Origin of the sequence: Arthrobacter sp. NPDC058192 (assembly GCF_042883665.1) — a bacterium.
In the GTDB taxonomy this organism is placed as follows: domain Bacteria; phylum Actinomycetota; class Actinomycetes; order Actinomycetales; family Micrococcaceae; genus Arthrobacter.
The window spans coordinates 114,062-139,833 of sequence record NZ_JBHVVJ010000002.1 but is presented as its reverse complement, the minus strand read 5'-3'; the positions used below and the strand labels follow the sequence as shown (position 1 = coordinate 139,833).

Annotated in this window: 22 protein-coding genes; 10 read left to right on the top strand and 12 right to left on the bottom strand. The window is 65.8% G+C overall.

All coding sequences use genetic code 11. From position 1 onward, the window contains the following. Window positions 1-15 precede the first annotated feature (15 nt). From ACFVVK_RS02780 to ACFVVK_RS02770, 3 genes are all read left to right on the top strand, one after another. Complete coding sequence (locus tag ACFVVK_RS02780; RefSeq protein ID WP_390263135.1) at window positions 16-2,325, top strand: family 78 glycoside hydrolase catalytic domain; 2,310 nt, start codon at window positions 16-18, stop codon at window positions 2,323-2,325. After that, window positions 2,325-3,287, top strand: coding sequence for a glycoside hydrolase family 43 protein (locus ACFVVK_RS02775; RefSeq protein WP_390263132.1), 963 nt, complete (start codon window positions 2,325-2,327; stop codon window positions 3,285-3,287). Before ACFVVK_RS02780 ends, ACFVVK_RS02775 begins: the two co-directional genes overlap by 1 nt. Window positions 3,288-3,357: 70 nt before the next feature. Then, window positions 3,358-4,845 carry a family 43 glycosylhydrolase gene (locus ACFVVK_RS02770; RefSeq protein ID WP_390263131.1) on the top strand — a complete coding sequence of 496 codons (1,488 nt, stop codon included), beginning with the start codon at window positions 3,358-3,360 and terminating at the stop codon, window positions 4,843-4,845. Between the two features lie 65 nt (window positions 4,846-4,910). On the opposite strand, the gene ACFVVK_RS02765 is transcribed toward ACFVVK_RS02770, so the two are convergent. Beyond that, on the bottom strand, window positions 4,911-5,738 hold the full coding sequence (locus tag ACFVVK_RS02765) for an IclR family transcriptional regulator (RefSeq protein WP_390263128.1): 828 nt from the start codon (window positions 5,736-5,738) through the stop codon (window positions 4,911-4,913). A gap of 225 nt (window positions 5,739-5,963) precedes the next feature. Between ACFVVK_RS02765 and ACFVVK_RS02760 the strand changes: the two genes are divergently transcribed. Genes ACFVVK_RS02760 through ACFVVK_RS02750 form a run of 3 tightly spaced genes read left to right on the top strand, consistent with a single transcriptional unit; the run spans window position 5,964 to window position 10,674 of the window. Further along, window positions 5,964-8,696, top strand: a complete 2,733-nt coding sequence (locus ACFVVK_RS02760) for a family 78 glycoside hydrolase catalytic domain (protein ID WP_390263125.1) — start codon at window positions 5,964-5,966, stop codon at window positions 8,694-8,696. Further along, window positions 8,693-9,706, top strand: a complete 1,014-nt coding sequence (locus ACFVVK_RS02755) for an alpha/beta hydrolase fold domain-containing protein (protein ID WP_390263122.1) — start codon at window positions 8,693-8,695, stop codon at window positions 9,704-9,706. The genes ACFVVK_RS02760 and ACFVVK_RS02755 overlap by 4 nt, the downstream gene beginning before the upstream one ends. Then, window positions 9,703-10,674 (top strand): alpha/beta hydrolase, encoded by a 972-nt coding sequence (locus ACFVVK_RS02750; protein ID WP_390263120.1) that lies wholly within the window; start codon window positions 9,703-9,705, stop codon window positions 10,672-10,674. The genes ACFVVK_RS02755 and ACFVVK_RS02750 overlap by 4 nt, the downstream gene beginning before the upstream one ends. On the opposite strand, the gene ACFVVK_RS02745 is transcribed toward ACFVVK_RS02750, so the two are convergent. The 5 genes from ACFVVK_RS02745 to ACFVVK_RS02725 all read right to left on the bottom strand — a co-directional run bounded on the left by ACFVVK_RS02745 (window position 10,671) and on the right by ACFVVK_RS02725 (window position 15,594). Continuing rightward, complete coding sequence (locus ACFVVK_RS02745) at window positions 10,671-11,753, bottom strand: sugar kinase (protein ID WP_390263118.1); 1,083 nt, start codon at window positions 11,751-11,753, stop codon at window positions 10,671-10,673. The two genes, ACFVVK_RS02750 and ACFVVK_RS02745, sit on opposite strands and share 4 nt — an antisense overlap. Further along, complete coding sequence (eda, locus tag ACFVVK_RS02740; RefSeq protein WP_390263115.1) at window positions 11,753-12,421, bottom strand: bifunctional 4-hydroxy-2-oxoglutarate aldolase/2-dehydro-3-deoxy-phosphogluconate aldolase; 669 nt, start codon at window positions 12,419-12,421, stop codon at window positions 11,753-11,755. Before eda ends, ACFVVK_RS02745 begins: the two co-directional genes overlap by 1 nt. Beyond that, a complete protein-coding gene (gene kduD / locus ACFVVK_RS02735; protein ID WP_390263113.1) occupies window positions 12,418-13,188 on the bottom strand; it encodes a 2-dehydro-3-deoxy-D-gluconate 5-dehydrogenase KduD in 771 nt (256 codons plus the stop codon). The genes eda and kduD overlap by 4 nt, the downstream gene beginning before the upstream one ends. Continuing rightward, window positions 13,185-14,210 carry a zinc-binding dehydrogenase gene (locus ACFVVK_RS02730; protein WP_390263110.1) on the bottom strand — a complete coding sequence of 342 codons (1,026 nt, stop codon included), beginning with the start codon at window positions 14,208-14,210 and terminating at the stop codon, window positions 13,185-13,187. The genes kduD and ACFVVK_RS02730 overlap by 4 nt, the downstream gene beginning before the upstream one ends. Before the next feature lie 61 nt (window positions 14,211-14,271). Then, the gene (locus ACFVVK_RS02725; RefSeq protein WP_390263107.1) at window positions 14,272-15,594 is read right to left on the bottom strand and encodes an L-fuconate dehydratase; all 1,323 of its coding nucleotides are present in this window, start codon (window positions 15,592-15,594) and stop codon (window positions 14,272-14,274) included. A gap of 241 nt (window positions 15,595-15,835) precedes the next feature. Here ACFVVK_RS02725 and ACFVVK_RS02720 point away from each other — a divergent pair, with 241 nt between their 5' ends. Continuing rightward, complete coding sequence (locus ACFVVK_RS02720) at window positions 15,836-16,558, top strand: GntR family transcriptional regulator (RefSeq protein WP_390263104.1); 723 nt, start codon at window positions 15,836-15,838, stop codon at window positions 16,556-16,558. 16 nt (window positions 16,559-16,574) lie between these two features. Here ACFVVK_RS02720 and ACFVVK_RS02715 read toward each other — a convergent pair whose 3' ends face one another. From ACFVVK_RS02715 to ACFVVK_RS02695, 5 genes are all read right to left on the bottom strand, one after another. Further along, entirely contained in the window at window positions 16,575-18,113 is a 1,539-nt protein-coding gene (locus tag ACFVVK_RS02715; protein ID WP_390263101.1) for a UxaA family hydrolase, read from the bottom strand. A 127-nt stretch (window positions 18,114-18,240) separates the two neighbouring features. Next, the gene (locus ACFVVK_RS02710) at window positions 18,241-18,963 is read right to left on the bottom strand and encodes an amino acid ABC transporter ATP-binding protein (protein WP_390263098.1); all 723 of its coding nucleotides are present in this window, start codon (window positions 18,961-18,963) and stop codon (window positions 18,241-18,243) included. A gap of 14 nt (window positions 18,964-18,977) precedes the next feature. Further along, window positions 18,978-19,667 carry an amino acid ABC transporter permease gene (locus ACFVVK_RS02705; protein WP_390263095.1) on the bottom strand — a complete coding sequence of 230 codons (690 nt, stop codon included), beginning with the start codon at window positions 19,665-19,667 and terminating at the stop codon, window positions 18,978-18,980. Continuing rightward, window positions 19,660-20,331, bottom strand: coding sequence for an amino acid ABC transporter permease (locus tag ACFVVK_RS02700; protein WP_390263092.1), 672 nt, complete (start codon window positions 20,329-20,331; stop codon window positions 19,660-19,662). Before ACFVVK_RS02700 ends, ACFVVK_RS02705 begins: the two co-directional genes overlap by 8 nt. A gap of 85 nt (window positions 20,332-20,416) precedes the next feature. Then, entirely contained in the window at window positions 20,417-21,253 is an 837-nt protein-coding gene (locus tag ACFVVK_RS02695; protein ID WP_390263089.1) for a transporter substrate-binding domain-containing protein, read from the bottom strand. A 223-nt stretch (window positions 21,254-21,476) separates the two neighbouring features. Here ACFVVK_RS02695 and ACFVVK_RS02690 point away from each other — a divergent pair, with 223 nt between their 5' ends. From ACFVVK_RS02690 to ACFVVK_RS02680, 3 genes are all read left to right on the top strand, one after another. After that, complete coding sequence (locus ACFVVK_RS02690) at window positions 21,477-22,193, top strand: GntR family transcriptional regulator (RefSeq protein ID WP_390263086.1); 717 nt, start codon at window positions 21,477-21,479, stop codon at window positions 22,191-22,193. Between the two features lie 134 nt (window positions 22,194-22,327). Next, window positions 22,328-23,794, top strand: coding sequence for an aldehyde dehydrogenase (NADP(+)) (locus ACFVVK_RS02685; protein ID WP_390263083.1), 1,467 nt, complete (start codon window positions 22,328-22,330; stop codon window positions 23,792-23,794). Window positions 23,795-23,832: 38 nt separating this feature from the next. Then, on the top strand, window positions 23,833-25,014 hold the full coding sequence (locus ACFVVK_RS02680; protein ID WP_390263081.1) for a fumarylacetoacetate hydrolase family protein: 1,182 nt from the start codon (window positions 23,833-23,835) through the stop codon (window positions 25,012-25,014). A gap of 64 nt (window positions 25,015-25,078) precedes the next feature. Here ACFVVK_RS02680 and ACFVVK_RS02675 read toward each other — a convergent pair whose 3' ends face one another. Next, the gene (locus ACFVVK_RS02675; protein WP_390263078.1) at window positions 25,079-25,750 is read right to left on the bottom strand and encodes a FadR/GntR family transcriptional regulator; all 672 of its coding nucleotides are present in this window, start codon (window positions 25,748-25,750) and stop codon (window positions 25,079-25,081) included. Between the last annotated feature and the right edge of the window lie 22 nt (window positions 25,751-25,772).

The window sequence follows — 25,772 nt, the reverse complement described above, 5'->3', positions numbered from 1 at the left end:
ACGGAAGACCGCCCCATGACCTTGGCACCCTGGCACGCCGCAATGATCTCACCCGACCAGGACTTCGACGGCGCCCCGCTGCTCCGCAAGGAGTTCACCCTGGAGGAGGGCCACGGAGCCGTGGCCAAGGCCACCCTGCGGGCCACCGCATGCGGCATCTACGAGTCGTTCATCAACGGGAAGCCTGCGGGCGGTGATGTCCTGAGCCCCGGCTGGAGCTCCTATGAGTGGCGGCTCCGCTACCGCAGCTACGACGTGACTGCCCTCGTGGAGCCATCCACCGTGCTGGGCGTGGAACTCGGCAACGGCTGGTACCGCGGACGCCTGGCCTGGCACGGCATGTCCGGCCTGTACGGCAGCGAGCTGGGGTTCTTCGGGCAGCTGGACATCGAATACGCCGACGGCCATGTCCAGTCCGTAGGCTCCGACAAGACGTGGCAGGCCGGCCCGTCGAGCACCACTGCCAACGACCTGTACGACGGACAGAGTATTGACGCGCGGAGGGAGCCGGCGGGCTGGGCACGGCCAGGGTTCGACGCCGACTCTTCGCCGGCGGGCGCCTGGACGGGGGTGCACGAGCTGGAATTCGACGTCGAACGGCTGGCGGAGCCGGTTGGCCCCCCGGTGGTGCGTGCCGACGTCGTCAAACCGGTGCAGATCCTCACTTCCCCCAGCGGCAAGACCTTGGTGGACTTCGGCCAGAACCTGGTGGGCTGGCTGCGCTTCACCGTCCGCGGCAAGGCGGGGGCCACGATCACCGTGCGGCACGCGGAGGTACTGGAGGACGGCGAACTGGGCACCCGCCCGCTGCGCTCGGCCAAGGCTGCCGACACGTTCATCCTGTCCGGCGGGGAGGACTCTTTCGAACCCACGAAGACCTTCCACGGATTCCGCTACGCCGAAATCACCGGCTGGCCCGGAACCCTTACCGCGGAGTCGCTCGAAGCCGTCGTGGTTCACTCCGAGCTGGAACGCATCGGTGAATTCGAGTGCTCCAACCCCCTGGTGAACCAACTCCACCGCAACATCGTCTGGGGGCTCAAGGGCAACTTCCTGGACCTGCCCACCGACTGCCCGCAGCGCGACGAGCGGCTCGGCTGGACAGGCGACATCGCGGTGTTCGCCCCGACCGCCGCCTTCTTGTACGACGTCAAAGGCTTCCTGCAGGACTGGCTGCTGGACCTCGCCGCAGAGCAGCAAGCCGCGGACGGACTGGTCCCCATCACCGTCCCCGATGCCCTGAAGTACTGCCCGCAGCCGGCCGAATTCCCCGCACCGGAATCTTCGGCCCTGTGGAGCGAAGCGTCGGTGTGGGTGCCGTGGGCACTCTGGGAGGCGTACGGCGATGACACCGTATTGCGGAACCAGTATGGCTCCATGGCCTCGCACACGCGCCGGGTCGAGGGCCTGCTCTCACCCACCGGGCTCTGGGACCAGGGCTTCCAGTTCGGCGACTGGCTGGACCCGGACGCCGATCCGGACCAGCCATGGGCCGCCAAGGCTGACACCGGCGTCGTGGCCACCGCCTGCCTGTACCGCACCGCCTCCATCACAGCCCAGACCGCCCGGCTTCTGGGCAAAACCGACGATGCCGAGCACTTCGACCAGCTTGCGGCCCGGGTGCGCGCCTCCTTCGCCGAGCACTACGTGGCCACCGACGGCACCATCCGCAGCGACTGCACCACCGTCTACGCCCTGGCTATCGCCTTCGACATCCTGGAAACCAGCAGCCGGCGCGAGTTCGCCGGCAACCGCCTGGCGGAACTGGTGAGAGACAACGGCTACCGGGTGTCCACCGGCTTCGCCGGAACGCCGTTCATCACCCACGCACTCACGGACACGGGCCACGCGGGCGAGGCATACGGCCTGCTCCTGGAGGAAAGCTGCCCCTCCTGGCTGTACCCGGTGACCATGGGCGCAACCACCATCTGGGAACGCTGGGACTCCATGTTGCCGGACGGCACCATCAACCCCGGTGAGATGACCAGCTTCAACCACTACGCCCTGGGCGCGGTGGCCGATTGGATGCACAAGGCCATCGGCGGCATCCGGCCGCTGGAGCCCGGTTACGCCAAGGTCCTTATCGCCCCGCAGCCGGGCGAGGGAATCGACTGGGCCAGGACCGCGCTGAAGACCCCGCACGGCACCGTCCGGGTGGAATGGCGGGCCGCCTGCGGGGTGCTGGAGCTCGAGGCGACCGTTCCCGAGGGCGTCACGGCCGACGTCGAACTTCCGGGCGGGGAGCGGCGAAGCGTGGGCGCCGGCACCCACAGTTTCACTGGCTACGTTGCGTCCTCCCAGCTCGACTATCAAGGAACCCCCTAATGGCCCAGCACGTCCTAAATGGGGCCGTCCAACAACTCCGCCTCGGAGAGATCCGGATGCGCGATCCCTTCATCCTCGAGCCGATTCCAGGCGAATTCGTGCTGTTCGGAACCAGCGATGAGAACGTCTGGGGTGGACCCGCGAAGGGCTTCGACTGCTACACGAGCCATGATCTCGAAAATTGGGACGGCCCCGTCGCCGCGTTCCGGCCCCCACTGGGCTTTTGGTCGGACACCCAGTACTGGGCGCCGGAGGTCTACGCCCTCGACGGACGGTTCTTCATGCTCGCCACATTCGCGACCTCCACCGGCTCAGCTCCTCGTGGAGTCGCGGTCCTCGTGTCGGACCATGCCACGGGTCCGTACGAGCCATGGAGCGATGGACCAGTGACACCGGCGACCAGACCGTGCCTCGACGGAACCCTTCATATCGGCGATGACTCCACGCGATGGCTCGTATACAGTCGCGGGACGGAGAGGAGAGGTGACGAGGTGGGGGTTTCCGATGGGGAAATGTACGCGCTCCGCCTGTCCCCGGACCTCCGCGCCGGTGTCGGTGAACCGATCCTGTTGTTTACGGCCTCCTCGGCGGGCTGGACCAGGCCGCTGCGGTTTCCCCCTGGGGTCGAACCGCCGAAGGACCTGCACCTGGCCAACGAGCCAATGTTCACGGACGGCCCCTTCCTTATCCGCTCCCCGGGAGGGACGTTGCTGATGCTTTGGTCGAGCCAGGGCGATGAGGGATACGCGATTGGCCTCGCCGAGTCTGAGAGCGGGACCATCACGGGGCCTTGGATTCACCACGAGAACCCCCTGTGGTCGACTAACGGCGGCCACGGCATGATCCTCCGCGCATCCAGCGGGCGCGACTACCTGACCTTCCATTGGCCGAACAACAGCCCCGATGAACGCGTCAAGCTCACCGAAGTGGAAATCAACGGGGCCAGCGTCTACATCCTGTGATGACTGGGCTGCCCGGCGCATGTCCACGTGCCCGACCGCAGCCTCTATTGAATGAGAGACACCAAAGCCGATGAACTCCAACCCCATCCTCGCAGGCTTCAACCCGGATCCGAGCATCGTCAGCACGCCCGGGGGCTACTACGTTGCCACCTCGTCGTTCGAATACCTTCCGGCGCTTCCCATCTATCACAGCAAGGACCTCGAAAGCTGGGAGCTTGTCGGTCACGTGGCCACGCGGGAGCATCAGGTCCAGCTGGCCGACGTGCCGACGCCCGGAGGTGTCTGGGCGCCGACGCTCAGATTCCGCGACGGCGTGTTCTACCTGATCGTCTCGGTCTTCCTCGGCGGACGCGGGTGCGTCCTGTTCACGTCAGCCGACCCCGCCGGGCCCTGGAGCGACGGGACCGTCATCGAGGCAGTCGACGGCATCGACCCGGATCTCGCCTGGGATGACGAGGGCGTCGCCTACGTGACCTTTGCCCGCCACCCGGACGCGATCCAGCAGGTGCGGGTCGACCTTACGACGGGAGAAGCGCTCGAATCGCCCAGGCCCCTTTGGTCCGGCAGCGGGCTGTACTCCCCGGAAGGGCCGCACCTCTACCGCCGTGGCGACTGGTGGTACCTGATTGCGGCCGAAGGCGGGACCGACCGGGGCCACGCCGTCACTGTTGCCCGCTCGCGCCGACCCTACGGACCCTTCCAATCGGCACCACACAACCCCATCCTCACCGCTGCCGGGACAGGCGCGCCGGTCCAGAACACCGGACACGCGGACCTGTTCGAACTTTCCGACGGCGGCACAGCCATGACCCTGCTGGGCGTACGTCCGTTGGGCCTCACCCAGGCGTTCTCACCCCTGGGCCGGGAAACGTTCCTGACCACGGTGGACTGGGTCGATGGCTGGCCCCGTCCTCACATGCCGCAGCTGGCCGGCGCGCGTTCGGAACTGGTCGAGTACGACTTTAGCAACGGCTCGGGCCTGGAAGACCCCGCCTGGATCGCTGTGCGAAGAATGCCTTCGGACTTCGCAGCACCCACACCCGAGGGTCTTGTCATCAGGGGAGAAGGAAACCCGCTGGGTTCGCCCCGGCCCAGCTTTCTCGCCCAGCGGCAGCGCCACCTCGGTGTCGAATGCCGGGCGGTGCTCGACGTCGGCTCCGGCACCGGCGGGATCGCGGTGCGCAGCGCCGAGGACAACTGGTTCGGCATCGAGGCCAAACAGGAGGGGGACGCGATCACGGTTACAGCCCGCGCCGTGGTCGCCAGTTTTGAACGCGCCTGGGAAGCAGTCGTTCCCCGTGGCGACATCGAGCTGGCGGTCCTCACCGCGCCTCCTTCACCGGACTTCAGCGCCGGTGCCGTCGGCGGCGACAGAATCCGCCTCCTCGTACGGGCCGCAGGGCCCAAGGACAGCGCGGAAGGGGTGCTCCTGACAGAACTCGACGGAAGGCACTGGGCATTTGAAACAGCCAAGGCGTTCACCGGGCGGGCCTTTGGCGTCTACGCGGTCGAAGGAGAAGTCCTGGTACGGCGTCTGCAGTACAGCGGTCAGGACTGACCGGCCGCGCCGGACAGCTGATGCCCCAACGGCGGGGAGGCCCGCGTGGTTCACGACCGTTGGGCTTACCCCGCCGAGTGCGTGCGCACCCCTGCACTCACCCCCGCCTGATGGCCCAGGTTCCGGGACACGGCCCTGGCGGCTGCGCGCACCGCCGGCGCGAGGACATTCGGGGGAGTGGAACCGTCCGGAACCACGATGGACAGCGCAGCAGCCACCGAGCCCTGCGCATCAAAAATGGGGGAGGCCACGGACACCGTCCGGGAGGGAACAGCACGACGGATCATCGCGATCCCGGTCCGCCGCACATCCGACAGGGTGCGCCGCAGTTGTCCCTCGGGCATCTCCGGTACTCCGGGCTCTTTCTCTGCCGGTTTCGCCAGGATTGTTTCCTGGAATTGCTGGTCCGCGCCTGCCAGCAGCACCAGGCCGACGGCGGTGGACCGCAGCGGCGCCCGCCCGCCCACCCGGTAAGCCACTTCGGTCGCGTCCTTGGAGGAGAGCCGTTCGATCAGCACCGCCTCCTCGTTATCGCGCACTGCCAGCAGGACGTGGTGGCGGGTGACTTCGAACAGGTCCTCGAGGTAGGGGAGGGCTATTTCGCGGACCCCGTGGCCGCGGGGCGAGAGTGAGGCGACCTCCCACAGGCGGACCCCCACAACGTACCGTCCGTCGTCGAGCTTTTCCAGCGCACCCCAGGCCACGAGCCGGGCAATCAGCCGCAGCGCAGTGGGGGCCGGCATGCCCGCATGCCTCGCCATCTCGGACAGGGTCAGCGCCCGGCGGCGGTCGGAGAAGACGGCCAGCAGGCTGAGCGCCCGGTCAATGACGGGCTCGCCCTGCTTGGGCCTCTTCCCCCGGGCGGGTGCGGTGTCCGTTTCCTGGACCGTCATGCTTTCTTCCTTGCCGTCGAATCGATTCAATCGTGAGCTACCCCACAATACTATTTCAACCAATGAAAGAGCCGTGTCTGGGGCACGCGGGCGGAAACCATGCTGGAACTTCAGGAAACCCCACCGTCAGGAGCCCGCCCGCATGACCTCCACGAGCTTTGACGCAGACGTCGAAGAAGCGGCCACCTGGCCGGCGTCCCTGGCCGGTGCCCAGGGGGCGTCCGCATGACGGCGCCAACCCGTCTCGGCGCCGGACACCTCCGGGAAGCACTCGGGATCACCAATACGGAACCGCGGCTGAGCTGGACGCCGGCCGAAGGCACCCTCCGGCAGACGGCCTACCAGCTCAAAGCCAGCAACGGCTGGGACACCGGCCGGGTAGACACCGCCGCGCACGGCGGCATCCCGTACAGCGGTCCGGCACTTTCCTCCCGCGACCGGTTCGAATGGCAGGTCCGGACGTGGAATATTGGTGCCGACAGCCCAGACACCGAATGCGTGTCCGACTGGTCCGAGTCCATGGCTGTTGAGCTGGGCCTACTGCAGCCCGCCGACTGGACCGCCCAGTGGATCGGCCCGGCTGAGCCGGTTGTTCCCGTCCCCGGCGAGCGCCCCGGCTACGCCCTGCACACCACCTTCATCCTGGATGCCGCCCCCGACGCCGCCCGGGTCTACGCCACGGCTCACGGGATCTACGAGCTGTTCCTCAACGGCCAGCGCGTGGGGGACCAGCAGCTCACCCCGGGTTCCACCAGCTACAACACCACCCTGCAGGTCCAGACGTACGATGTCACGGCCCTCCTTCAGCCCGGCAGCAACACGGTGCGCGCCGTCCTCACGGACGGCTGGTACCGCGGCACCTTCGGGTACACCCGCGACGCCGATATGTACGGAACGCACACCGCGTTCCTGGCGCAGCTGGAGCTGCAGTCCGGAACAGTGCGGACCGTCATCGGCACCGATGCCTCCTGGTCCGTGTCACCCACGGAAATCGTCAGCGCCGACCTCATGGCCGGCCAGCGTGTCGACTTCCGGGTGCCGGCCGGCACAGCAGAAAACGGGGCAGGTGATCCGGCAGGCGGGGCACACAAGGCAAGCGCCGCCGTCGTCCGCCCCTGCGGCCTTGTCACCCTGGCCGGGCCGGTGGCGCCGCCCACCCGTGTGGTGGCGGAACTCGCGCCGGTTTCCCTTCGGCGCCTGCCCGGCGGCAACCAGGTGGTGGACTTCGGCCAGAACATCCACGGCTGGGTGCGGCTGAGCCGGCTGGGCCGGCCGGGCGAGACGGTCACCCTTGTTTACGGCGAGGCCGTGGACGCCGCCGGGGAGGTGACGCAGGACCACCTGCGCCCGCACGATTTCCGGGACCAGGGCCAGTTCCTGGGCGCCGGGCAGGTCGACGCGGTGGTGGCGTCCGGCGCTGCCGGCGAGGTCTTCGAACCGCGGCACACCACCCACGGCTTCCAGTACGTCTCGGTGCAGGGACTCGCCGCGGACCTGCAGCCTGGCGACATCGCCGGCTGCCTGGTCCACACCGACCTGGACCGGATCGGCTCATTCACCTGCAGCGATGAACGGCTGAACAAGCTCCACAAAATCATCGAATGGAGCTTCCGGGACAACGCCTGCGAGGTCCCCACTGACTGTCCGCAGCGGGAGAAGGCCGGCTGGACCGGAGACTGGCAGCTCTTCGCGCCCACCGCGGCGTACCTTTTCGATGTGACGGGATTCTCGCGGAAATGGCTGGGCGACGTCCGCGCCGACCAGTGGGAGAACGGCGTCATCGCCAACATCTCGCCCTCGCCCGGCCCGGAGGCCACGGCCGCCGATTTCATGGCCTTCGTCAACGGCTCCGCGGGTTGGGGCGACGCTATCGTCATGGTGCCGTGGGAGCTGTACCTGGCCACGGGGGACACCGGGATCCTCGCCGAAAACTGGGCGGCCATGAACCGCTGGCTCGGCTTCGTGCGGGCCACCGCGGAATCCCAGCGGCATCCGGCCCGCGCAGCCGCCGGCCCCGACCCGACACCGCACGAAAAGTACCTTTGGGACACCGGGTTCCACTGGGGGGAATGGATGGAACCTGACGGCCCCGAACCCGATCTGTTCGCCGCCCGCGACGCCGACCACGGCATCGTGGCCACCGCCTACTACCGCAACACGACGGCGGTCATGGCACGAATCGCAGGCGCCCTGGGACTTCCGGAGGAAGCGCGGGCGCTGGAGGAACTCTCGGCCGGCGTCCGGCAGGCCTGGGAGGCCGAATACCTGGACCCCGCGGGCCGGGTCACCGAGCCCAGCCAGGCGAACTGTGTCCGGGCCCTGGCCTTTGACCTGGTCAGCCCGGAACTCCGTGCAACGGTCACCAGGCAGCTGGTCTCGCTGATCAGGGACGCCGGGACCCACCTGGGCACGGGCTTCCTGTCCACGCCCTACCTGCTGCCCGTCCTGGCTGACAACGGCGAGGAGGGCCTCGCCTATGAACTCCTGATGCAGGATTCGGAACCGTCCTGGCTGGTCATGGTGGACCGCGGCGCCACCACCATGTGGGAGCTGTGGAACGGCCTGGACCGGGACGGCAATCCCCACCAGTCCCTCAACCACTACAGCAAGGGCGCAGTGGTCTCCTTCCTGCACCGCTACACGGCAGGGCTCCGGCAGGCGCCGGGCAGTGCCGGGTATGAGCGGATCATCGTCGAACCCCGTCCCGGCGCCGGTCTCACATCGGCCGCCACATCGCACCGCGGCCCGCAAGGCCTCATCGACGTGGAGTGGACCAGTGACGACGGCGGCCTGACGCTGAACACAACCGTGCCACCCGGAACCACTGCGGAAGTCCGGCTGCCAGGGAAGCCCGCCGCCGTCGTCGGACCCGGTACCTACACCTTCTTCGCCGCGGCGTCCCCGGACCGCGCCGGCACCACATCGCCTTCACCCGCCCTCGCCAGGAGCACGCCATGACAGTGAACGAAACCGCCGACGCCCTGGACCCTGCCGCAGCGCTGAACCCTATCTCCGTCCCCGACACTGCGCGGCCCGGCGGAGTGGAGGTGCCGCCGTTTCCGGTCTTCGACGCCCCGGGCATCGCCGAACCGGTCTCGGACGTGTCCGCTGTGCACCGCGAACTCAGTTACGCCCGCGCCATCGGCTTCCGGCCGCTGAAAATGGATATCTGGCTTCCCCGGCAGGCCGCCGAGCCTGTTCCGCTGGTGCTGTGGGTCCACGGCGGCGCCTTCCAGCTGGGGGACCGCCGCGAGCTGCCGCCCACGTTCGCACCCAATTCGGTCTTCCAGCTCCTGAACGAGGCAGGAATCGCCTGCGCCACGGTGGATTACCGGCTTTCCCTCGAGGCCCCCTTCCCGGCGCAGCTGCACGACCTGAAAGCCGCGGTGCGCTACGTTCGCGAATTCGCGGACGTGCTCGGCGTCGACCCCGGCCGGCTCGGGGCCTGGGGCGAATCCGCCGGTGGCCACCTGGCCGCAATGCTGGGGCTGACGGGAAACCGGGAGGACCTCTGCGGCGGCCTCGGCGCCCAGGGGCACTCGAGCGCCGTCAGTGCCGTCGTCGATTTCTATGGCGTGTCTTCCCTGGTGGATATCCCGCCCATGGACACCCCGGCCGGGCTGTTCCCGGCCGCGCTGATGGCGGCCGTCCCCGCCGGAATGTCCCTGCGGCCCGAACACATGCTGGTGGGTGGCTCCGATGACCCGGTACTCCTGGCGGCAGCGAGCCCCGTCAGCTGGGTGAGAGCTGATGCGCCGCCGTTCTTGTTGATCCACGGCGACAGTGACGCCCTGGTGCCGCACGCGCAGACCGACCTCCTGGCAGCGGCACTCGCCGACGCTGGGGTGGAGCACGAGGTGGTAACCATCGAGGGCGGCGACCACTGTTTCTTCGGCGCGGAAGAGCAGATGGACACCATCCTTTCCACCGCCGTCGCGTACTTCTCCCGGAAACTTGGCCGGCCATGACCTCCCGGCAGGGTGAGCGGTCCGTTTCCGCTACAGACGGGGGACTGGCCCCGGATGCAGGCTTTGCCCAGCACCTGGCGGCGCCGGAGGGCCCGCAGACGCTGACCCCTGGACAGGCCGCGCCCGTGGGGCCGGACGTCCCCCTCCGCATGGTCACCGCTGAAGGCCGGCACGGCCCGGTGCGGATCCGCATCTACGGCGAATCCGCCGCTCAGGCCGGGCCTGCCGGGCCCGGACTGGTCTGGCTGCACGGCGGAGGCTTCGTCAGCGGCGGGCTGGACATGCCCGAATCGGACTACCTGGCCCGGGTGCTGGCGGACGCCGGAACACCCGTGCTGTCCGTTGAATACCGCCTGGCCCGTGACGGCGTCTGCTTTCCCGTTCCGCACGACGATGCTCTCACCGCCTGGTTCTGGGCCCGTCGAAACGCCGCAGACCTGGGGCTGGAGCCGGACCTGCTGTGCCTGGGCGGGGCAGGCGCCGGCGGCAACCTCGCCGTGGGCGCCGGGCTGTACCTGGTCGACGCCGGGAAACCGCTGCCGGCCAAACTTCTGCTCGCCTACCCCTTCCTCCACGCGGAGCTGCCGCCGCCGGCGCAGGGCCTGGACGAGGACATGATGGCTCGGCTGCCGCGCCATCTCCGGTTCACCCTGGAAGACTGCGTGCGGAATGCGGAGAACTACGTGGGCGGGCCCGTGGGGATGGCGTCGTCCTACGCAATGCCCGGTTACGCTGACCCGTCGGGTCTGCCGCCCACCGCCATCGTTGCCTGCGAGTATGACGACGTGCGCGGCTCCTCCGAGCTTTTCGCCGCGAACCTGCAGCGGGCCCGGGTCCCGGTGTCGTACTTCCTCGCGGAAGGCGCCGTCCACGGTCATCTGAACCACGCCGCCGGAAGCCCGGAGGCACAACCCGCCCTGGATTTTCTGGCCCGGGAGTTGGCTTCGGCAAAGACGCCGGCGCCCTAGCGGTTGGTGGACGCGCGCTGACCTTGAGCCGCCGCCAGCACTTCCGCCAGGGTCGCCATGGAATTGTCACCGGGGGTCGTCATGGCCAAGGCGCCATGGGCCGCGCCGATTTCAACGGCTTCCTGAACAGGCAGTCCCTGCAACAAACCGTAGATAAGGCCAGATGCGAATCCGTCGCCGCCGCCAACCCGGTCGAGAATTTCCAGGTCCATCCGTTCCCGGGAGGTAACGGTTCCCGTCGTAGATGTGTGGCACATGCCGTGCCAGTCATTGCGGCTGGCACTGCTGACCCGGCGGGTGGTTGAGGCAACCATGCCCAGGTTGGGGAACCGGGCCAGCACCCGGTCGGCGATCGAGGTAAACCGCGGCACGCCCGCCAGGGCTTCCGGGGGAGCCTCGATGCCGAGCCTGTCGATAAAGTCGGTTTCGCCTCCAATGACGACGTCGGCGGCTTCGGTGAGCTGCGTGAAAACGGTGGCGGCCCGCTGCTGGCCTCCGTGGTCTGCCCAGAGGCTCGGACGGTGATTAAGGTCAACGGAGACAACCGTGCCGTGTTTCCGGGCGCACGTCATGGCGGCGATCGCCGTCGCACAAGAGTTTTCGGAGAGCCCGGCAAAAATCCCGCCGGTGTGGAACCAGCGGACGCCGCGTACGCCGAAGAGATCCTCGAAGTCCATGTCCTCAGCGCTCATCTGCGAAACCGCCGTATTTCCGCGGTCAGAGACGCCGCGCGCTCCGCGGATGCCAAAGCCTCGTTCCGTGAAGTTCAGCCCGTTGCGGGCATCACGTCCCAGGCCGTCGTAGGGAACCCACTTGATGAGGGAGGTGTCCACTCCGCCGGCGCGCGCCAGGCTCTCGATGAGATGACCGATGTCATTGTCGACGAGCGCTGACAAGGCCGCCGTCCGCTGCCCGAAGACATGGCTCAGCGCCCGGATCGCGTTGTACTCGCCGCCGCCCTCCCAGACGTCGAACTGCCGGGCCGTGCGGATCCGTCCGGCTCCGGGGTCCAGGCGCAGCATGATCTCACCAAGGGCCACGGCATCGTAGGCCGCGTCGGCTTTCACCCCCAGAGGCATCAGATCGATTCCTTGTTCGTGCGGTGGCGTTCGGCCAGCGCTGAGCGGGTTTCAGCGCACAGCCGGGCTATTTCCTGGAAGTCGCCCGCAACAATCGCCGTGCGCGGGACCATCCAGCTGCCTCCGGCGGCGAACACCGCAGGATGGTCCAGGTAGGCGTTCACATTGCCCGGGCGCAGGCCGCCGCTGGGCATGAACCGCACCTCGGGGAAAGGGCCAGAAAGTGCGCTGAGCATCGGCAGGCCGCCTGCCTGTTCGGCGGGGAAGAACTTCACGTGCCGGAGCCCGGCGGCGACGGCTGCCTGCAGTTCCGAGGCTGTTGCGACTCCCGGGATGGCCGTGACTCCGCGTTCACGGCACCGCGTGACGACGTCGGCTCCGTAACCGGGGCTGACGATGAACTTCGCACCCGCATCGGCGGCGAGATCCACGTCCGCGGCGTTCAGCACCGTGCCGGCACCGAGCAGGAGGTCGGTGCGCCCGCGAAGCGCCTTCAGCGCTTCCAGGCCGGCGGGCGTGCGGAAGGTGATTTCGGCGCAGGGGATTCCGCCTGCAACCAGGGCGTCGGCGAGTTGGTTCGCCCCGGCGGGGTCATCCAGGACCACCACCGGAACGATCTGGATTTCAGCGAGTATCCCGGTGACGGTTGCTGTCGTGGTGTGAGTCATCGTCCCAGCCATCCGCCGTCCACGGACAGCACCGTGCCGGAGACGTAGTCCGAGGCGCGGCTGGCCAGGAACACGACGGCCCCGGCCATGTCGTCGGCAGTGCCCCAGCGGCCGGCCGGGATGCGGTCCAGTATTGCTTGGGAACGGCTGGGGTCGTTGCGCAGCGCCTCCGTGTTGTCTGTGGCGATATACCCGGGGGCGATGGCGTTGACGTTGATGCCGTGGACCGCCCACTCGTTGGACAGCGCCCTGGTCAGTCCCGCGACGCCGGATTTGGCGGCGGTGTAGCCGGGGACGTTGATGCCGCCCTGGAAACTCAGCAGGGACGCGGTGAAAATGATCTTGCCCCCGGCGCCGCGGTGGATCATGGCCTGGCCGATTTCGCGGCTCAACACAAACTGCGAGGACAGGTTCACCTGCAGCACATGGTCCCAGAGATCGTCCGAGTGCTCCGCCGCCGGTGCCCGCTCGATGGTCCCCGCGTTGTTGACCAGGATGTCAACGGGCCGTTCCATGGCGGCGAGCTCAACGCCCAGGGCGCCGACGGCGGCCCGGTCCGAGAAGTCGACGGTGCGGGCGCTGAATGTGCGCCCAAGTGACTCGACCGCCTGGGCGACCTCGCTGCCATCGGGCTCCAGAGTTGCGCTGACGCCGATGATGTCGGCTCCGGCGGCGGCCAGGGCCTCGGCCATTGCCCGTCCCAGCCCGCGTTTCGCGCCGGTGACAACAGCAAGCTTCCCGGCCAGGTCGAACGGATGTGTGCTCACGCCGGCACCGCCTGGCAGTCGACCAGGATCTTCATGGCGTCGCCGGCGGCGAGCCTGCTGAAGGCATCCGCGGTACGCTCGAGGGGTACAGTTCCGGTGATCATCTGATCGGCCGGGATGACGCCGGCGGCCAGCAGCTCTACCGCCGTTTCGAAGTCCCGGCGTTCGTAGACCCGGGCGCCCACAATGGTCAGTTCGCGCCAGAACACCCGCTGGAGGTCCACGGGCCGGGGCTGGGGGTGGATGGCCACGATCACGAGCCGGCCCCGCACCTTTGCCAGCGCGGTCGCGCCCAGCACCGCGGCTGCCGCCCCGGAGACCTCGAAGACGACGTCGGCGCCGGCGCCGCCCGTCCAGGCGTTGACCCATTCGACCTGGTCCTGCGTCTGCGGGTCCAGTACTTCAAAGCCCAGCTCTTGAATCATGGCGCGCCGGTCGGCGTCGAGTTCCAGCACAACAACCTCGGCGCCGGCGTGCCGGGCGGTGGTGGCGATGAGGACGCCGATGGGTCCGCCGCCGATGACGACGGCTTTGTCGCCCGGCTGGATATCGGCGCGGCGGACGTCGTGGACCGAAACCGCAACGGGTTCAACCAGGGCGGCGTGATCCAGGCGCAGGGAATCCGGCAGCCGGACAAGGACGCTCTCCCGGACGTTCCACTGCTTCTGCAGCGAGCCCGCCGAGTCGATGCCGATGAAGTTCAGGTTCTGGCAAATATGCTGATGTCCCGCCTTGCACGCGGGGCAGTCGCCGCACCAGTCAAGGGGCATGACCGTGACCGGGTCGCCAAGGTTCCAGCCGCTGGTGCCTTCGCCGAGAGCTGAGATGCGGCCGGACATCTCGTGGCCGATGATCGCCGGAAAGGTGACCCTGGAGTCCATGTTGCCGTGCAGGATGTGAAGATCGGTCCCGCAGATTCCCGTGAAGGCGACGTCGATCTGGACCTCGCCCGGCGCGGGCGGGCATTGGCTGCTTTCAACGATATTGATGGTGCTGTTGCCGATGTATGTTGCCGCTGGCATGTCTTATTCCTTTGCTGGGAGGCTTTTGCGGGGCCGGGACAGACCCGGCCCCGCGGGTGACTTAGACGCTGACGGAAGCGGCGTTCCTGGCTTTACCCCAGTACGTGCCTGCAGGAAATGCGAACTCGGCCAGTGTGCTCTCGAACATTTCGGCGCTGTATCCGGGAAGGGACGGCAGGACGTACGCGCCGTCGCGCACAATGCAGGGATCGACGAAATGCTCGTGGAGGTGATCAACGAACTCGGTAACCCGTCCCTCCAGGCTTCCCGAGACGGCAACGAAGTCGAAGATCGACAGGTGCTGCACCAGCTCGCAGAGTCCCACGCCGCCTGCGTGTGGACAGACCGGCACCCCGAATTTGGCTGCCATGAACAGCACGGAAAGAACCTCATTGACACTGCCCAGCCGGCAGGCGTCCAGCTGGCAGTAATCGATTGCCTCGGCCTGGAACAGCTGCTTGAACAGGACCCGGTTCATGCCGTGTTCGCCGGTGGCTACACCAATGGGTGCCACGGCCTTCCGGACCGCAGCATGCCCGAGGACATCATCAGGGCTGGTCGGTTCTTCGATCCACAGCGGCTTGAATTCGGCCAGGGCGCTGACCCACTCGATCGCCTCGGGAACGTCCCAGACCTGGTTCGCGTCGATCATCAGGTGGGCCTCGTCGCCGATGACTTCGCGGGCGATTGAACAGCGGCGAATGTCGTCCTCAAGATCGGCACCGACCTTCAGCTTGATGTGACGGTAGCCCGCGTCCACGGCCTCCTGGCAGAGCATGCGGAGTTTGTCGTCGGAGTAGCCGAGCCAGCCGGCAGACGTGGTGTAGGAGGGGTAACCGGACACATCCAGCTGTGCGATCCGGTCTTCGCGTGTTCCTTCGAGGTTCCTCAGCAGCCCCAGTGCTTCGTCGCGGGTGAGCGCGTCCGAGAGGTAACGCAGGTCCGCGGCGTCGACGAGCTCTTCCGGTGTCATCTCGGCCAGCAGCCTCCACAGCGGCTTTCCGGCCCGGCGGGCGGCCAGGTCCCATACGGCGTTCATGACCGCGGCGAGGGCGAGATGAATCACGCCCTTCTCCGGGCCGAGCCAGCGAAGCTGGGAGTCGGACTGCAGCTCGCGATAGATGCCGCCCAGGTCCGAGGTGATTTCTTCGACGCTGCGTCCGATCAGCGGCAGCGCGCGCTGCTCGGCGGCGGCAACACAGAGGTCGTTGCCGCGGCCAATCGTGAAGGTGAACCCGTAGCCCGAGAGCCGCGGGTCGTCGGTGTGGAGGACGACGTAGGCGGCGGAGTAGTCACCGTCCTTGTTCATGGCGTCAGAGCCGTCCGCGGTCAGCGATGTGGGGAAGCGGACGTCTACGACGTCGACCCCGGTGATGACTGTCATTTTGATTCCTTAACGAATGAGCTGGTGGGTGCGGGTGTGGCGTACCAAGAGTGATGCTCTGCGGTCGAATCCTATAGGAATATTCGTAATTATATATAGGGTGTGATCTGAGTCAAGCAGTAGTGCTGCCGGGGCCCCGCGAGCGGATCAGCGGATGGGTGCGAGCGTGTGTGAGGTGCTGGGCGGCGGCCGATCACATATGCTTCGTTAGGCCCACACTTACGGACAGGCGGAAGGTTTGATGGCAAGTAAGACTCCCGTAGACCAAGCCAAGGTCCCCACGAGCGAGGTGTACGCGTTGCTCCGCGCGGCCATCATGTCGGGGGAAATCGCACCGGACGCGCGGATCAATATCGAGGCCATCTCGCGGACCTTTGGCGTTTCCCAGACGCCGGTTCGTGAAGCGCTGCAGCGCCTTGAAGGCGACAACCTGATCAACTACGCCCCGGGCAGGGGATACAGCACCACGGCCCTCCTGGATCTCCAGGGTCTCCATGACCTCTTTGAGTTCCGGCTGCTGGTCGAGCCTTGGGCGGCCCGGGCCGTAGCAGTGGACAGGCTTTCCAATCCCGGAACCCAGCTCCTGCGCGAGGTGGAAAAGTTCGTCGACACGGCGGCTCCGGACCAGGACCTGCGTCAGGACATGGTGGCGCACGATGCGCGTTTCCACGAATTGATCCTGACGGCAACCGGAAACCCGGTCATCGGGCAGGCCTATGCACAGACCCACTGCCACCTGCACATATTCCGCCTGTACCCGCGGGACCTCTACAGGGCTGAAACGATCGACGAGCATCGACGGATTGCCACCGCCGTCGCCAACGCCGATCCGGAGCTGGCAGAGCAGGCCATGTCTGACCACATCAAAAACTCATTCGGACGGTTTTCCGTGGCCTTTGATGTCAGTGCAGGATCCCCAACGCTGGCCCACACGAAGCGGCTACCCCTCCGGCTCCAGCACTAGGGCCATCCACCGCGGGCTACATCACCGTGCCGACCAGCCACGGAACGAATTCCTTGTCGCCATAGCCGAAGTCTTCGCTCTTGGTGTGGGTCCCCGAGGCAACGTCGAGGATCGTCTTGAAAATCTCCTCTCCCAGGTCCTCGATTGAGGTGGTGCCGTCGGCCACGCCGCCACAGTTGATGTCCATGTCCTCGGTCATGCGGTCATAGAGTTCGGAGTTGGTCGCGAGTTTGATGCTGGGCACCGGGGCGCACCCGAACGCTGATCCACGGCCGGTGGTGAAACAGACCAGATTGGCGCCGCCGGCGACGATGCCCGTGACTGACACGGGATCGTGGCCCGGGGTATCCATGAACACGAACCCCTTCGACGTGACGGGTTCCGCGTACTCCACGACATCCGCCAGGGTGGTGGTGCCACCCTTGGCGACAGCGCCTAGGGATTTTTCCAGAATGGTGGTGAGACCGCCCTCCTTGTTGCCCGGAGACGGGTTATTGTCCATGGATCCCGAGTTTTTTGCGGTGTAGTCGCGCCACCAGTCGATGCGTGCCAGCAGCTTGTGGGCTACGGCCTCGGAGGCCGCCCGCCGGACGAGCATGTGCTCGGTGCCGTAGATTTCGGGGGTCTCGCCGACGATCCCGGTCCCTCCCTGGCGGACCAGACGGTCCACGGCGTTGCCGAGGGCGGGATTGGCTGTGATCCCGGAATAGGCATCGGAACCACCGCAGTTCGTTCCGAGAATGAGCTCGGACGCCGGGACCGTGGTTCGCTGCGTCTCGTTGACCTGCCCCAGCATGCCGGTAAGCCAACCGATCCCGGCGGCAATGGTCTTCGATGTTCCGCCGAGCTCCTGGATGGTCGAGTAGACGATGGGCAAGTCCGGGCGGAGCTGAACGTCCTGGGTCAGTTGATTGATCTGGTTGTCTTCGCAGCCAAGGCCCAGCACCAGGAAACCGCCGAAATTGGGATGGGTGAGGTACCCGCGCATGGTCCGGCGGAGAATGTCCATCCCCTCGCCCTCCTGTGCCATGCCGCATCCGGTGCCATGCGTCAGTGCGACGATGCCGTCGACATTCTCATACTGGTCCAGCACACCGGAGTAGCGGAGGCGCTGGACGATCTGGCTGGCTGCAGTGGCGGAGCAGTTGACCGTGCTTAGGACGCCGATGTAGTTCCGGGTGCCGACCTTGCCGTCCGAGCGGACGTAGCCCTGAAAGGTTGCCCGCTCGCTAAGGGGCAGAACCGGCTCCGCCTTCGCATCCACACAGAATTCGTACTCGCGGTCGAACTCCTTGTAGTCCAGATTGTGCAGGTGGACGTGGTCCCCGGTGCTGATGTCCGACCGGGCGAAACCGATGATCTGCCCGTACCGGCGCACGGGCGCGCCCTCGGGGATGTCGCGTACGGCGACCTTGTGACTGCGCGGGACCGCGGCGGCCAGCGTTACCAGCTGGTCGCCCGCACTGGCCGTCGAGGCGGCCTGCATGGCCTGGGTGGTGATGGCCACGTTGTCTTCAACGTGAAGGTGGATTAGGGGCGCAATGGCAGCGGTCACGGGGATAAACCTTCGTTCGATGTTTCGGCAGGACGGATTGAAAGCGGCCGTCGATGGTGCGGGCACGCCCCGGCGTCCGGTCGGGGTGTGCCCCAACCGGACGCTAAAGGGAGCCGGTGCCCGGCGGCTAGAGGACCTTGCTGAGGAATCCCTGGGTTCTTCCGTGCTGGGGAGAGGAGAAAATCTCCTCCGGTGTGCCTTCCTCGATGATGCGTCCCTGGTCCATGAAGATCACGCGGTCGGCCACTTCCCGGGCGAACCCCATTTCGTGGGTGACAACCACCATGGTCATGCCCTCATTGGCCAGGTCCTTCATCACAGCCAGCACCTCGCCGACAATTTCAGGGTCGAGAGCCGAGGTGGGTTCATCAAAGAGCATGATTTTGGGGTCCATCGCCAGGGCGCGGGCTATGGCGACACGCTGCATCTGACCGCCCGACAGGTTCCCGGGAAAGGTGTCCATCTTTTCCGCAAGGCCCACCTTGGTCAGCAGCATTTCAGCCTTGGCGCGGGCTTCCTGCTTAGAGGTCTTGGCGACCTTGAGCGGTGCAAGCATGACGTTGTCGATGACTTTCAGGTGCGGAAACAGGTTGAAATGCTGAAAGACCATCCCCGCCTCCTGGCGGACCAGATTGATGTTGGTCTTCGAGTCGTCCAACCGGTGCTTGTTGATGACGATGCTGCCCGATGAGATCGTCTCCAGGCCGTTCATGCACCTCAGAAAGGTGCTTTTACCCGATCCCGAGGGGCCGATGACGCACACCACCTCACGCTCGCGGATATGGCAGTCGATGCCTTTGAGCACATGGTTCGGCCCGAACTTTTTATTCAAATTCTCAACGAAAATCACTGGTGTATTCCGATCTAAATGCCCGCGGGCTCTGGAAGTTTGAGGGGGTCGACATGGACGCCGGTGCGTTTCTCATAGAGCCGGCCCAGCCGGGAGATGCCGTAGCAGATGACGAAGTACATGGCGGCGACCACCAGGAACGTCTTGATGGGGTCACCAGTCAGGTTGGTGACGATGTTCCCTGCATGGGTCAGTTCGAGGAGGCCGGTGACCGTGACCAGCGACGAATCCTTGACCAGGCCGATGAGGAAGCCGATGCCTGGCGGCACCATGATCTTCACGGCCTGGGGAAGGATGACGTATGTCAGTTTCCGCCAGTAGTTGAGACCGAGGGCGTCCGCCGCTTCGCTTTGCCCCTTGGCCACGGCTTCGATGCTGCCGCGCACGATCTCGGCTACGTAGGCCGCGGCGAAGCAGGTCAATGCGATGACGGCGGAGGAGAACTTGTCCGGTTCCACGCCAGGAAACAGCAGCGGGATCCCGAAAAAGACGAAGAAAATGATGACCAGAACGGGAATGCCGCGTACGCAGCTGATGTAGGTGGTGCTGATCCACCGCGCGATCCTGTTCGGCGACGTCCGGGCGATGCCGAGAACCAGTCCAAAGATGACTCCAAGAATCCCGGATACGGCGCAAAGCTGAATGGTCAGCCACGCGCCCTCGAGGAGCGGAACCAGGTCCTGCCATCCGAAGGGCCTAAACATGCGTGCCCACCGCCCACCGGAACAGCGTCGTTTCGGCCCGCTTCGAGGCCAGCGACATCAGTGCTGATACCCCGAGGTAGAGCAGCCCGCCGACGGCGAGCACCTCGATGGTTCGGTACGTGGTGTTGCTGACGCTCATGATCGCGTTGGTCAATTCAGGAAGCGAGATGATGGATCCAATCGACGAGGCCAAAAACAGCAGAATGAGCTGGTTGGTCAGTGCAGGGAAAACGTTTCGGGTGGCCGGCAGCAATATGATGTACTGCACAATCTGGGCAGGCTTCATGCCTAGCGCTTTACCGGCTTCACGAAGGCCGTTGGGTACCGATTCGAATCCGGCCCGGTAGATTTCCGCCGTGTATGCCGCATTGTTCAGGGTCAGGCCGATGACGGCCGCCCAGACGGGCTCCAGGTTGATGCCGAGGGCAGGAAGGGCGAAGTAGATCAGGTAGAGCTGCACGAGCAGAGGCGTGTTGCGGATGGCCTCGATGTAACAGGTGCACAAGATGCTGACCGGTTTTCCGGGTCCGACCTTTCCCAGGTACACGAGAACACCAAGAGCGCTTCCCGCCAGCATGGCCACGAGCGTGATGTACAAAGCCGTCCAAAGGCCCTCGAGTAATAGCGAGCTGAACGGGAGAAGGTCTCCGAAATATAGAGCCATGAGCAAGGGATCCTATCCGTGAACGGCAAGGGTGGGTGGAGAGTGCATGTCTCCACCCACCCCTGCGAACGCGTTCGAATGCTGTTTAGTGGGCGAGGAACGGAGGCAGGGACAGCCCGAACCACTTCTGCAAGGAGGCCTCGTTCTGTCCGGAGATGGTGTAGTTCCGGAGGAAGTTGTTGAGGTAGTTAAGCCAGGTCTGGTCTCCCTGCTTAACCCCAATGGAGAACAGGGCAGGCTTGATCGGGTCGCCCTTGAGGACCTGGAACGCGGACGGTTCCTTCTTCACAAGCCCGCCGACGATGGCGTTGTTTTCAATCAGTGCGTCCACCTTGCCGCTCTTGAGTGCCTGGATGGAGTCCGCTGTCGTATTGAAGCCGGTGATTTTGGCCTTGGGGAAGCTAGCCTTGAGGATTTGTTCGCCGACGCTTCCCCGTGACGTAGCCACGGATTTCCCGTCAAGATCCGCATAGCTGGAGATCGGGCTTCCCACGGGCACCATGAAGACGGTGGAGCTGGCGGCATAAGGCTCGGACATGTCAACCACTTGGGCGCGCGCATCGGACGCGGTGAAGGTGGCAATTACAGCATCTGCCTTATCGGTCTGCAGCAGCGGGATGCGGCTTTCATTTGTGGCCGTAACGAACTCGATCTTGGCGCCAAGGGAGGTGCCCAGGGCATTTGCGACGTCAATGTCGAAGCCCTCATGGGTGCCGTCTGCATTCATCACGCCATATCCCGGGGAATCGGCGCTGACCGCGATCTTGATGGTCTTTGACTTGAGGATCTGTGTGAGATGGCTATCCGCCACGGCGCCGGTGCCCGCACCGGGGCTGGCTGCGCCGCCTGACGAGCAGCCTCCCAAAGTGAGGGCCAACGCGACCGCCGGAACAAGAAGCAACTTCGGCGTTGCTCTGAACATGAGTACTCTCCTGGTGATTAATACTGCGAATCGGAAGCGGATTTGACAGCGTTCCGGGGATCCCTGGCTGCTCTCACTGCGGGAGATCCTGTAGGAATATGTAGTATCATATATGCAATGTGATCTAGGTCAAGTCCCTCGCTGATCTGCGCCGGCGGCGTTGGCCCGCGACACGGCGGGACCGGGCGGTTCATGATCTCGACGGCTACGGAAATGAGGGCGAGTGACGGCATCAACCGCAAGCGATGTAACGATGGCCAAGGTTGCCGCGAGCGACGTGTATTCCGCGCTCCGGCAATCAATACTGGATGGTGATATCGCTCCGGGTACGCGCATTAACATCGACGCCGTGTCCAGGCGCCTGGGGGTGTCCCAGACCCCTGTTCGCGAAGCGCTCCAGCATCTTGAGGGCGACAACCTGCTGGTGTACTACCCCGGCCGGGGTTACAGCACCACCCCCCTCTTGAGCCTGCCGGAGCTCCGCTCCCTGTTTGAGTTCCGGCTTTTGGTCGAGCCCTGGGCGGCGCGATCTGCCGCGGTGGACCGGCTGTCCAACCCCTCTGCTGCCCTTCGGGCGGAACTTGAGGTGCTCGAGGGCCAGGTTGATGACACCATCAACGGACGCCAGGACCTGCTGGCCCACGATGCCCGGTTCCACGACCTGATCCTGGCTTCTGCCGGCAACCCGGTGGTCCAGCAGGCATACGTCCAGACGCACTGCCACCTGCATCTGTTCCGGCTGTATCCGTCAGACCTGGATAGCCAGGTCACCTTGACGGAGCACCGCGGCATCCGCGATGCAATTGCCGCCGCGGATCCCACGGCCGCCGAGGAGGCCATGAGCGCGCACCTCCGCAGCTCTTTCCACCGCTTCGCCCGCGCGTTCGGCGCAGAGCCGACGGCGCTGCCCAGTGCCGCGCTCGCACGAACGGCCCCCTGACCGGGCAGCCCGTTTGATCTGCGTCACGATCAATATATGATGCGGTACGTCCATATACGATTTCCGCACCGCTCAGGAGATAGAGAGTTCATGGCAATGACCATTTCCATCATCAACGGCGACGAGGCCGCGCAATGAGCACTAGCGTTCCGGACCTGAATACGGCGGTTGAGGCAGCCCACGCCGCATTCCTTATCGGGCGCCGCGCCGACTTGGCCACCCGGGCAGGCTGGCTCGAGGCGGTGGCCTCGGCCATGGAACAGGAAGCCGATGTCCTGGTTCCGCTGGCCGCCCGCGAGACGAACCTTGGCGTCGCCAGGCTCCAGGGTGAACTGAAGCGCACCGTTTTCCAGCTCCGACTATTCGCCGCGGAAATCCGCTCGGGGGAGCACCTGGATGCGACCATCGACCATGCGGATCCCAGCTGGGGGATGGGCGCCCGGCCCGATCTGCGGCGGATGAATGTTCCGCTGGGCGTGGTGGGCGTCTTCGGCGCCTCCAACTTCCCGTTTGCCTTCAGCGTCATGGGCGGGGACAGCGCATCCGCCCTCGCGGCCGGGTGTTCCGTCGTCTACAAGGCCCACGAGGGGCACCTTGGTCTCTCCCTCCGCACGGCCGAAACCGTCCAGCGCGCTCTCCGGGAGGCGAGCGCTCCGGCCGGTCTCTTCACCCTGATCACGGGCAGGGCGGCGGCCGAAGCGCTCGTCGACCACCCGCTGGTTAAAGCCATCGGGTTCACGGGCTCCACGTCGGGGGGGCGCGCGTTGGCGGAGCGGGCTTTCGCCAGGGCGGAGCCGATCCCATTTTTCGGAGAGCTCGGCGGCATCAACGCCGTCTTCGTGACCGAAAAAGCCTGGTCCGCGCGCAAAGACAGCATCCTCAAAGGCTACGCGGCGTCACTCTGCCTCGGCATGGGGCAGTTCTGCACCAAACCGGGCCTTCTCTTTGTCCCCGAAGGGACGACGGCGGCAGCCGGCGACATACTGCGCGAAGCGTTTTCCGACTTCGAGCCGGCGCAGCTGCTCACCGAACGGCTGCACGAAGGCTATCGCAATGCCGTCAAGGAAGTTGCCGGACAGCGGGGAGTTGAGCCGCTGGTCGAGGGCAATTTCGATTCCGCCCCGATGCCGACGGTGCTGCGTGCGGCCAGTTCGGCGGTCTTCGAGCAGCCCGAGCTGCTGCGCCAGGAAATGTTCGGTCCGGCCAGCCTGCTGGTTGAATACCGGGGCGAACCCGAGCTGACGGTTCTCGCCGAGCTGCTTGAGGGCCAGCTGACCACCACATTGCAGGCCGAAGCGGACGACGACGTCAGTGAGCTTGCGGCCCGGCTGGCCGACATCAGCGGACGCGTTCTCTGGAACGGCTGGCCCACCGGCGTTACCGTCAGCTTCGCCCAGCATCACGGCGGCCCGTACCCGGCTACGACGTCGACCACCACGTCCGTCGGGACGGCCGCCGTCGGACGCTTCATGCGTCCTGTGGCGCACCAGGATTTCCCGGCCTCGCGGCTGCCGGAACCACTACAAGACACAAACCCGTGGTCGGTGCCGCAACGAATCGACGGTACCTGGACCCGACCGCAGCCGAAGGTGGATGCCTGATGACTACTCCTAGCGAAAACTTCCCGCAACGTTTGACAATGAGGGACGTATTGCCCGAGGACTCCGAGAACGCGCTGCTCATCGGCCGTGTCTGGGACGCTGAAACCCATGGCCCGCGCGTCGCGGCTTTCCGCGGGGAAGACGCCTTCGATCTCCAGCCGATCACTGCCACAGTGTCGGAGCTGCTGGAATCCAAGTCCCTCCTCGCTGATGTCAGGGCGGCCATGGGGACTCCTCGCTGGCGGACAGCTGAGATCATCGACGCGTCACTGGCGCGGGACGCAGAGCGCTCCCGTTTGCTGGCTCCCGTGGATCTGCAGGTTATTAAGGCCTGCGGAGTGACTTTCGTGGACAGCATGATCGAACGGGTCATCGAGGAACGGGCCGGCGGCAATCCGCAACAGGCAGCAAAAATTCGTGACCGCGTCGGCGCGGCCCTGGGCGGAAGCCTGGCGGGAGTGCGGCCCGGATCGAAAGAAGCCGTCGAAGCCAAGAAAGTGCTGATAGAGGAGGGGCTCTGGTCCCAGTACCTCGAGGTGGGCATAGGTCCGGACCCGGAGGTCTTCACCAAAGCACCCGTGCTCTCGTCGGTCGGTACAGGCGCGATGATCGGGATTCCCTCCTTCTCCTCCTGGAACAATCCGGAACCGGAACTGGTACTTCTGGTCAACTCGATTGGGGCGGCTGTCGGAGCAACGCTCGGCAACGACGTGAACCTGCGCGATGTCGAGGGTCGCAGCGCACTGCTATTGGGCAAGGCCAAGGACAACAACGCGTCCAGCGCGCTGGGCCCATTCATCCGCCTGTTTGACGAGGACTTCACCTTGGAGACCTTGCGCACCGAGGAAATCCTCCTCAAGGTTCAAGGCCCGGAGGGTTACGAACTGACGGGAAGCAGCAGCGTCGGCCGGATCAGTCGCAGCTTCGAAGAGCTGATTTCGGCGACCCATGGCGACCACCACCAATATCCGGACGGCTTCGCGTTGTACACCGGCACCCTGTTCGCCCCCACCCAGGACCGGGACGAGCCCGGCCGAGGATTTACCCACCAGATGGGCGACTCCGTGGAAATTTCCAGCTTCCACCTCGGAACACTGGTTAACGGAGTGGGACGTGCGGAAGAGCTGCCCCGTTGGAGCTTCGGGCTCCGCGACCTGCTGGGCTATCTCCACCGCGCCAATGCCGGCACAAACCAATTGACGGCTGCCCGGGCGGACTGACAGGCATTGCTGGACCAGTGCTGCGGTGACGCGGCACCGGTCCAGTCGCTTTCCCCGGGACCGCTCAGATCGCTACGCGGAGCCAGTTTTCGACGCCGGCGATGTGGACCGTCAGCAACGACCGGGCAAGCTCGCTGTCGCCCCGGCCCAACGCCTCCACGATGGCCGCATGTTCCTCAATGGTGCGGGTGACCGCGCGCTCCTCAGTCAAGCCACGCCAGATCCGGGCCCGCACGGTGCGGCCGGAGAGGCCGTCAAGGAGGCTCGCGAGGTAGCCGTTGCCGCTGGCTTGGGCGATGATGCGGTGGAATTCCAGGTCGTGGGCGACGAGGTCCTCCACGGATGTGTCGCTGCGGACCGTGGCCAAGCTGGCTCCAAGAATAGCGAGCTCGTCACCGCTGATGCGGCGGGCGGCGATCGCTGCAGCGGCCGGCTCGAGGATTCGGCGCACCTCGAAAAGCTCGAGTACTGAGGTGTCATGGTGCAGGTCCACGATGAAGGCGACGGCTTCCGTCAGCAGCCGTGGCTCCAGGCTCGTCACATACGTGCCGTCGCCTCGGCGCACGTCGAGGATCCGGATGATCTCCAGCGCCTTGACCGCCTCCCGCAAGGAGCTGCGGGACAACCCAAGCTGTTCGCTAAGTTCTTTCTCCGGGGGTAGCCGCTCTCCCGCCTTGAGCTGCCCCTCAAGGATCATCTCCTTGATCTTCAGGATCGCTTCGTCGGTCACTGTCATACGGCTCGCCCCCAGAGAGGTT

Bases quoted from the DNA above. Each gene is read 5' to 3' on its own strand.
- ACFVVK_RS02780 (WP_390263135.1), top strand. From the start codon at position 16: ATGACCTTGGCACCCTGGCACGCCGCAATGATCTCACCCGACCAGGAC.
- ACFVVK_RS02775 (WP_390263132.1), top strand. From the start codon at position 2,325: ATGGCCCAGCACGTCCTAAATGGGGCCGTCCAACAACTCCGCCTCGGA.
- ACFVVK_RS02770 (WP_390263131.1), top strand. From the start codon at position 3,358: ATGAACTCCAACCCCATCCTCGCAGGCTTCAACCCGGATCCGAGCATC.
- ACFVVK_RS02765 (WP_390263128.1), bottom strand. From the start codon at position 5,738: ATGACGGTCCAGGAAACGGACACCGCACCCGCCCGGGGGAAGAGGCCC.
- ACFVVK_RS02760 (WP_390263125.1), top strand. From the start codon at position 5,964: ATGACGGCGCCAACCCGTCTCGGCGCCGGACACCTCCGGGAAGCACTC.
- ACFVVK_RS02755 (WP_390263122.1), top strand. From the start codon at position 8,693: ATGACAGTGAACGAAACCGCCGACGCCCTGGACCCTGCCGCAGCGCTG.
- ACFVVK_RS02750 (WP_390263120.1), top strand. From the start codon at position 9,703: ATGACCTCCCGGCAGGGTGAGCGGTCCGTTTCCGCTACAGACGGGGGA.
- ACFVVK_RS02745 (WP_390263118.1), bottom strand. From the start codon at position 11,753: ATGCCTCTGGGGGTGAAAGCCGACGCGGCCTACGATGCCGTGGCCCTT.
- eda (WP_390263115.1), bottom strand. From the start codon at position 12,421: ATGACTCACACCACGACAGCAACCGTCACCGGGATACTCGCTGAAATC.
- ACFVVK_RS02730 (WP_390263110.1), bottom strand. From the start codon at position 14,210: ATGCCAGCGGCAACATACATCGGCAACAGCACCATCAATATCGTTGAA.
- ACFVVK_RS02725 (WP_390263107.1), bottom strand. From the start codon at position 15,594: ATGACAGTCATCACCGGGGTCGACGTCGTAGACGTCCGCTTCCCCACA.
- ACFVVK_RS02720 (WP_390263104.1), top strand. From the start codon at position 15,836: ATGGCAAGTAAGACTCCCGTAGACCAAGCCAAGGTCCCCACGAGCGAG.
- ACFVVK_RS02705 (WP_390263095.1), bottom strand. From the start codon at position 19,667: ATGTTTAGGCCCTTCGGATGGCAGGACCTGGTTCCGCTCCTCGAGGGC.
- ACFVVK_RS02700 (WP_390263092.1), bottom strand. From the start codon at position 20,331: ATGGCTCTATATTTCGGAGACCTTCTCCCGTTCAGCTCGCTATTACTC.
- ACFVVK_RS02695 (WP_390263089.1), bottom strand. From the start codon at position 21,253: ATGTTCAGAGCAACGCCGAAGTTGCTTCTTGTTCCGGCGGTCGCGTTG.
- ACFVVK_RS02685 (WP_390263083.1), top strand. From the start codon at position 22,328: ATGAGCACTAGCGTTCCGGACCTGAATACGGCGGTTGAGGCAGCCCAC.
- ACFVVK_RS02680 (WP_390263081.1), top strand. From the start codon at position 23,833: ATGAGGGACGTATTGCCCGAGGACTCCGAGAACGCGCTGCTCATCGGC.
- ACFVVK_RS02675 (WP_390263078.1), bottom strand. From the start codon at position 25,750: ATGACAGTGACCGACGAAGCGATCCTGAAGATCAAGGAGATGATCCTT.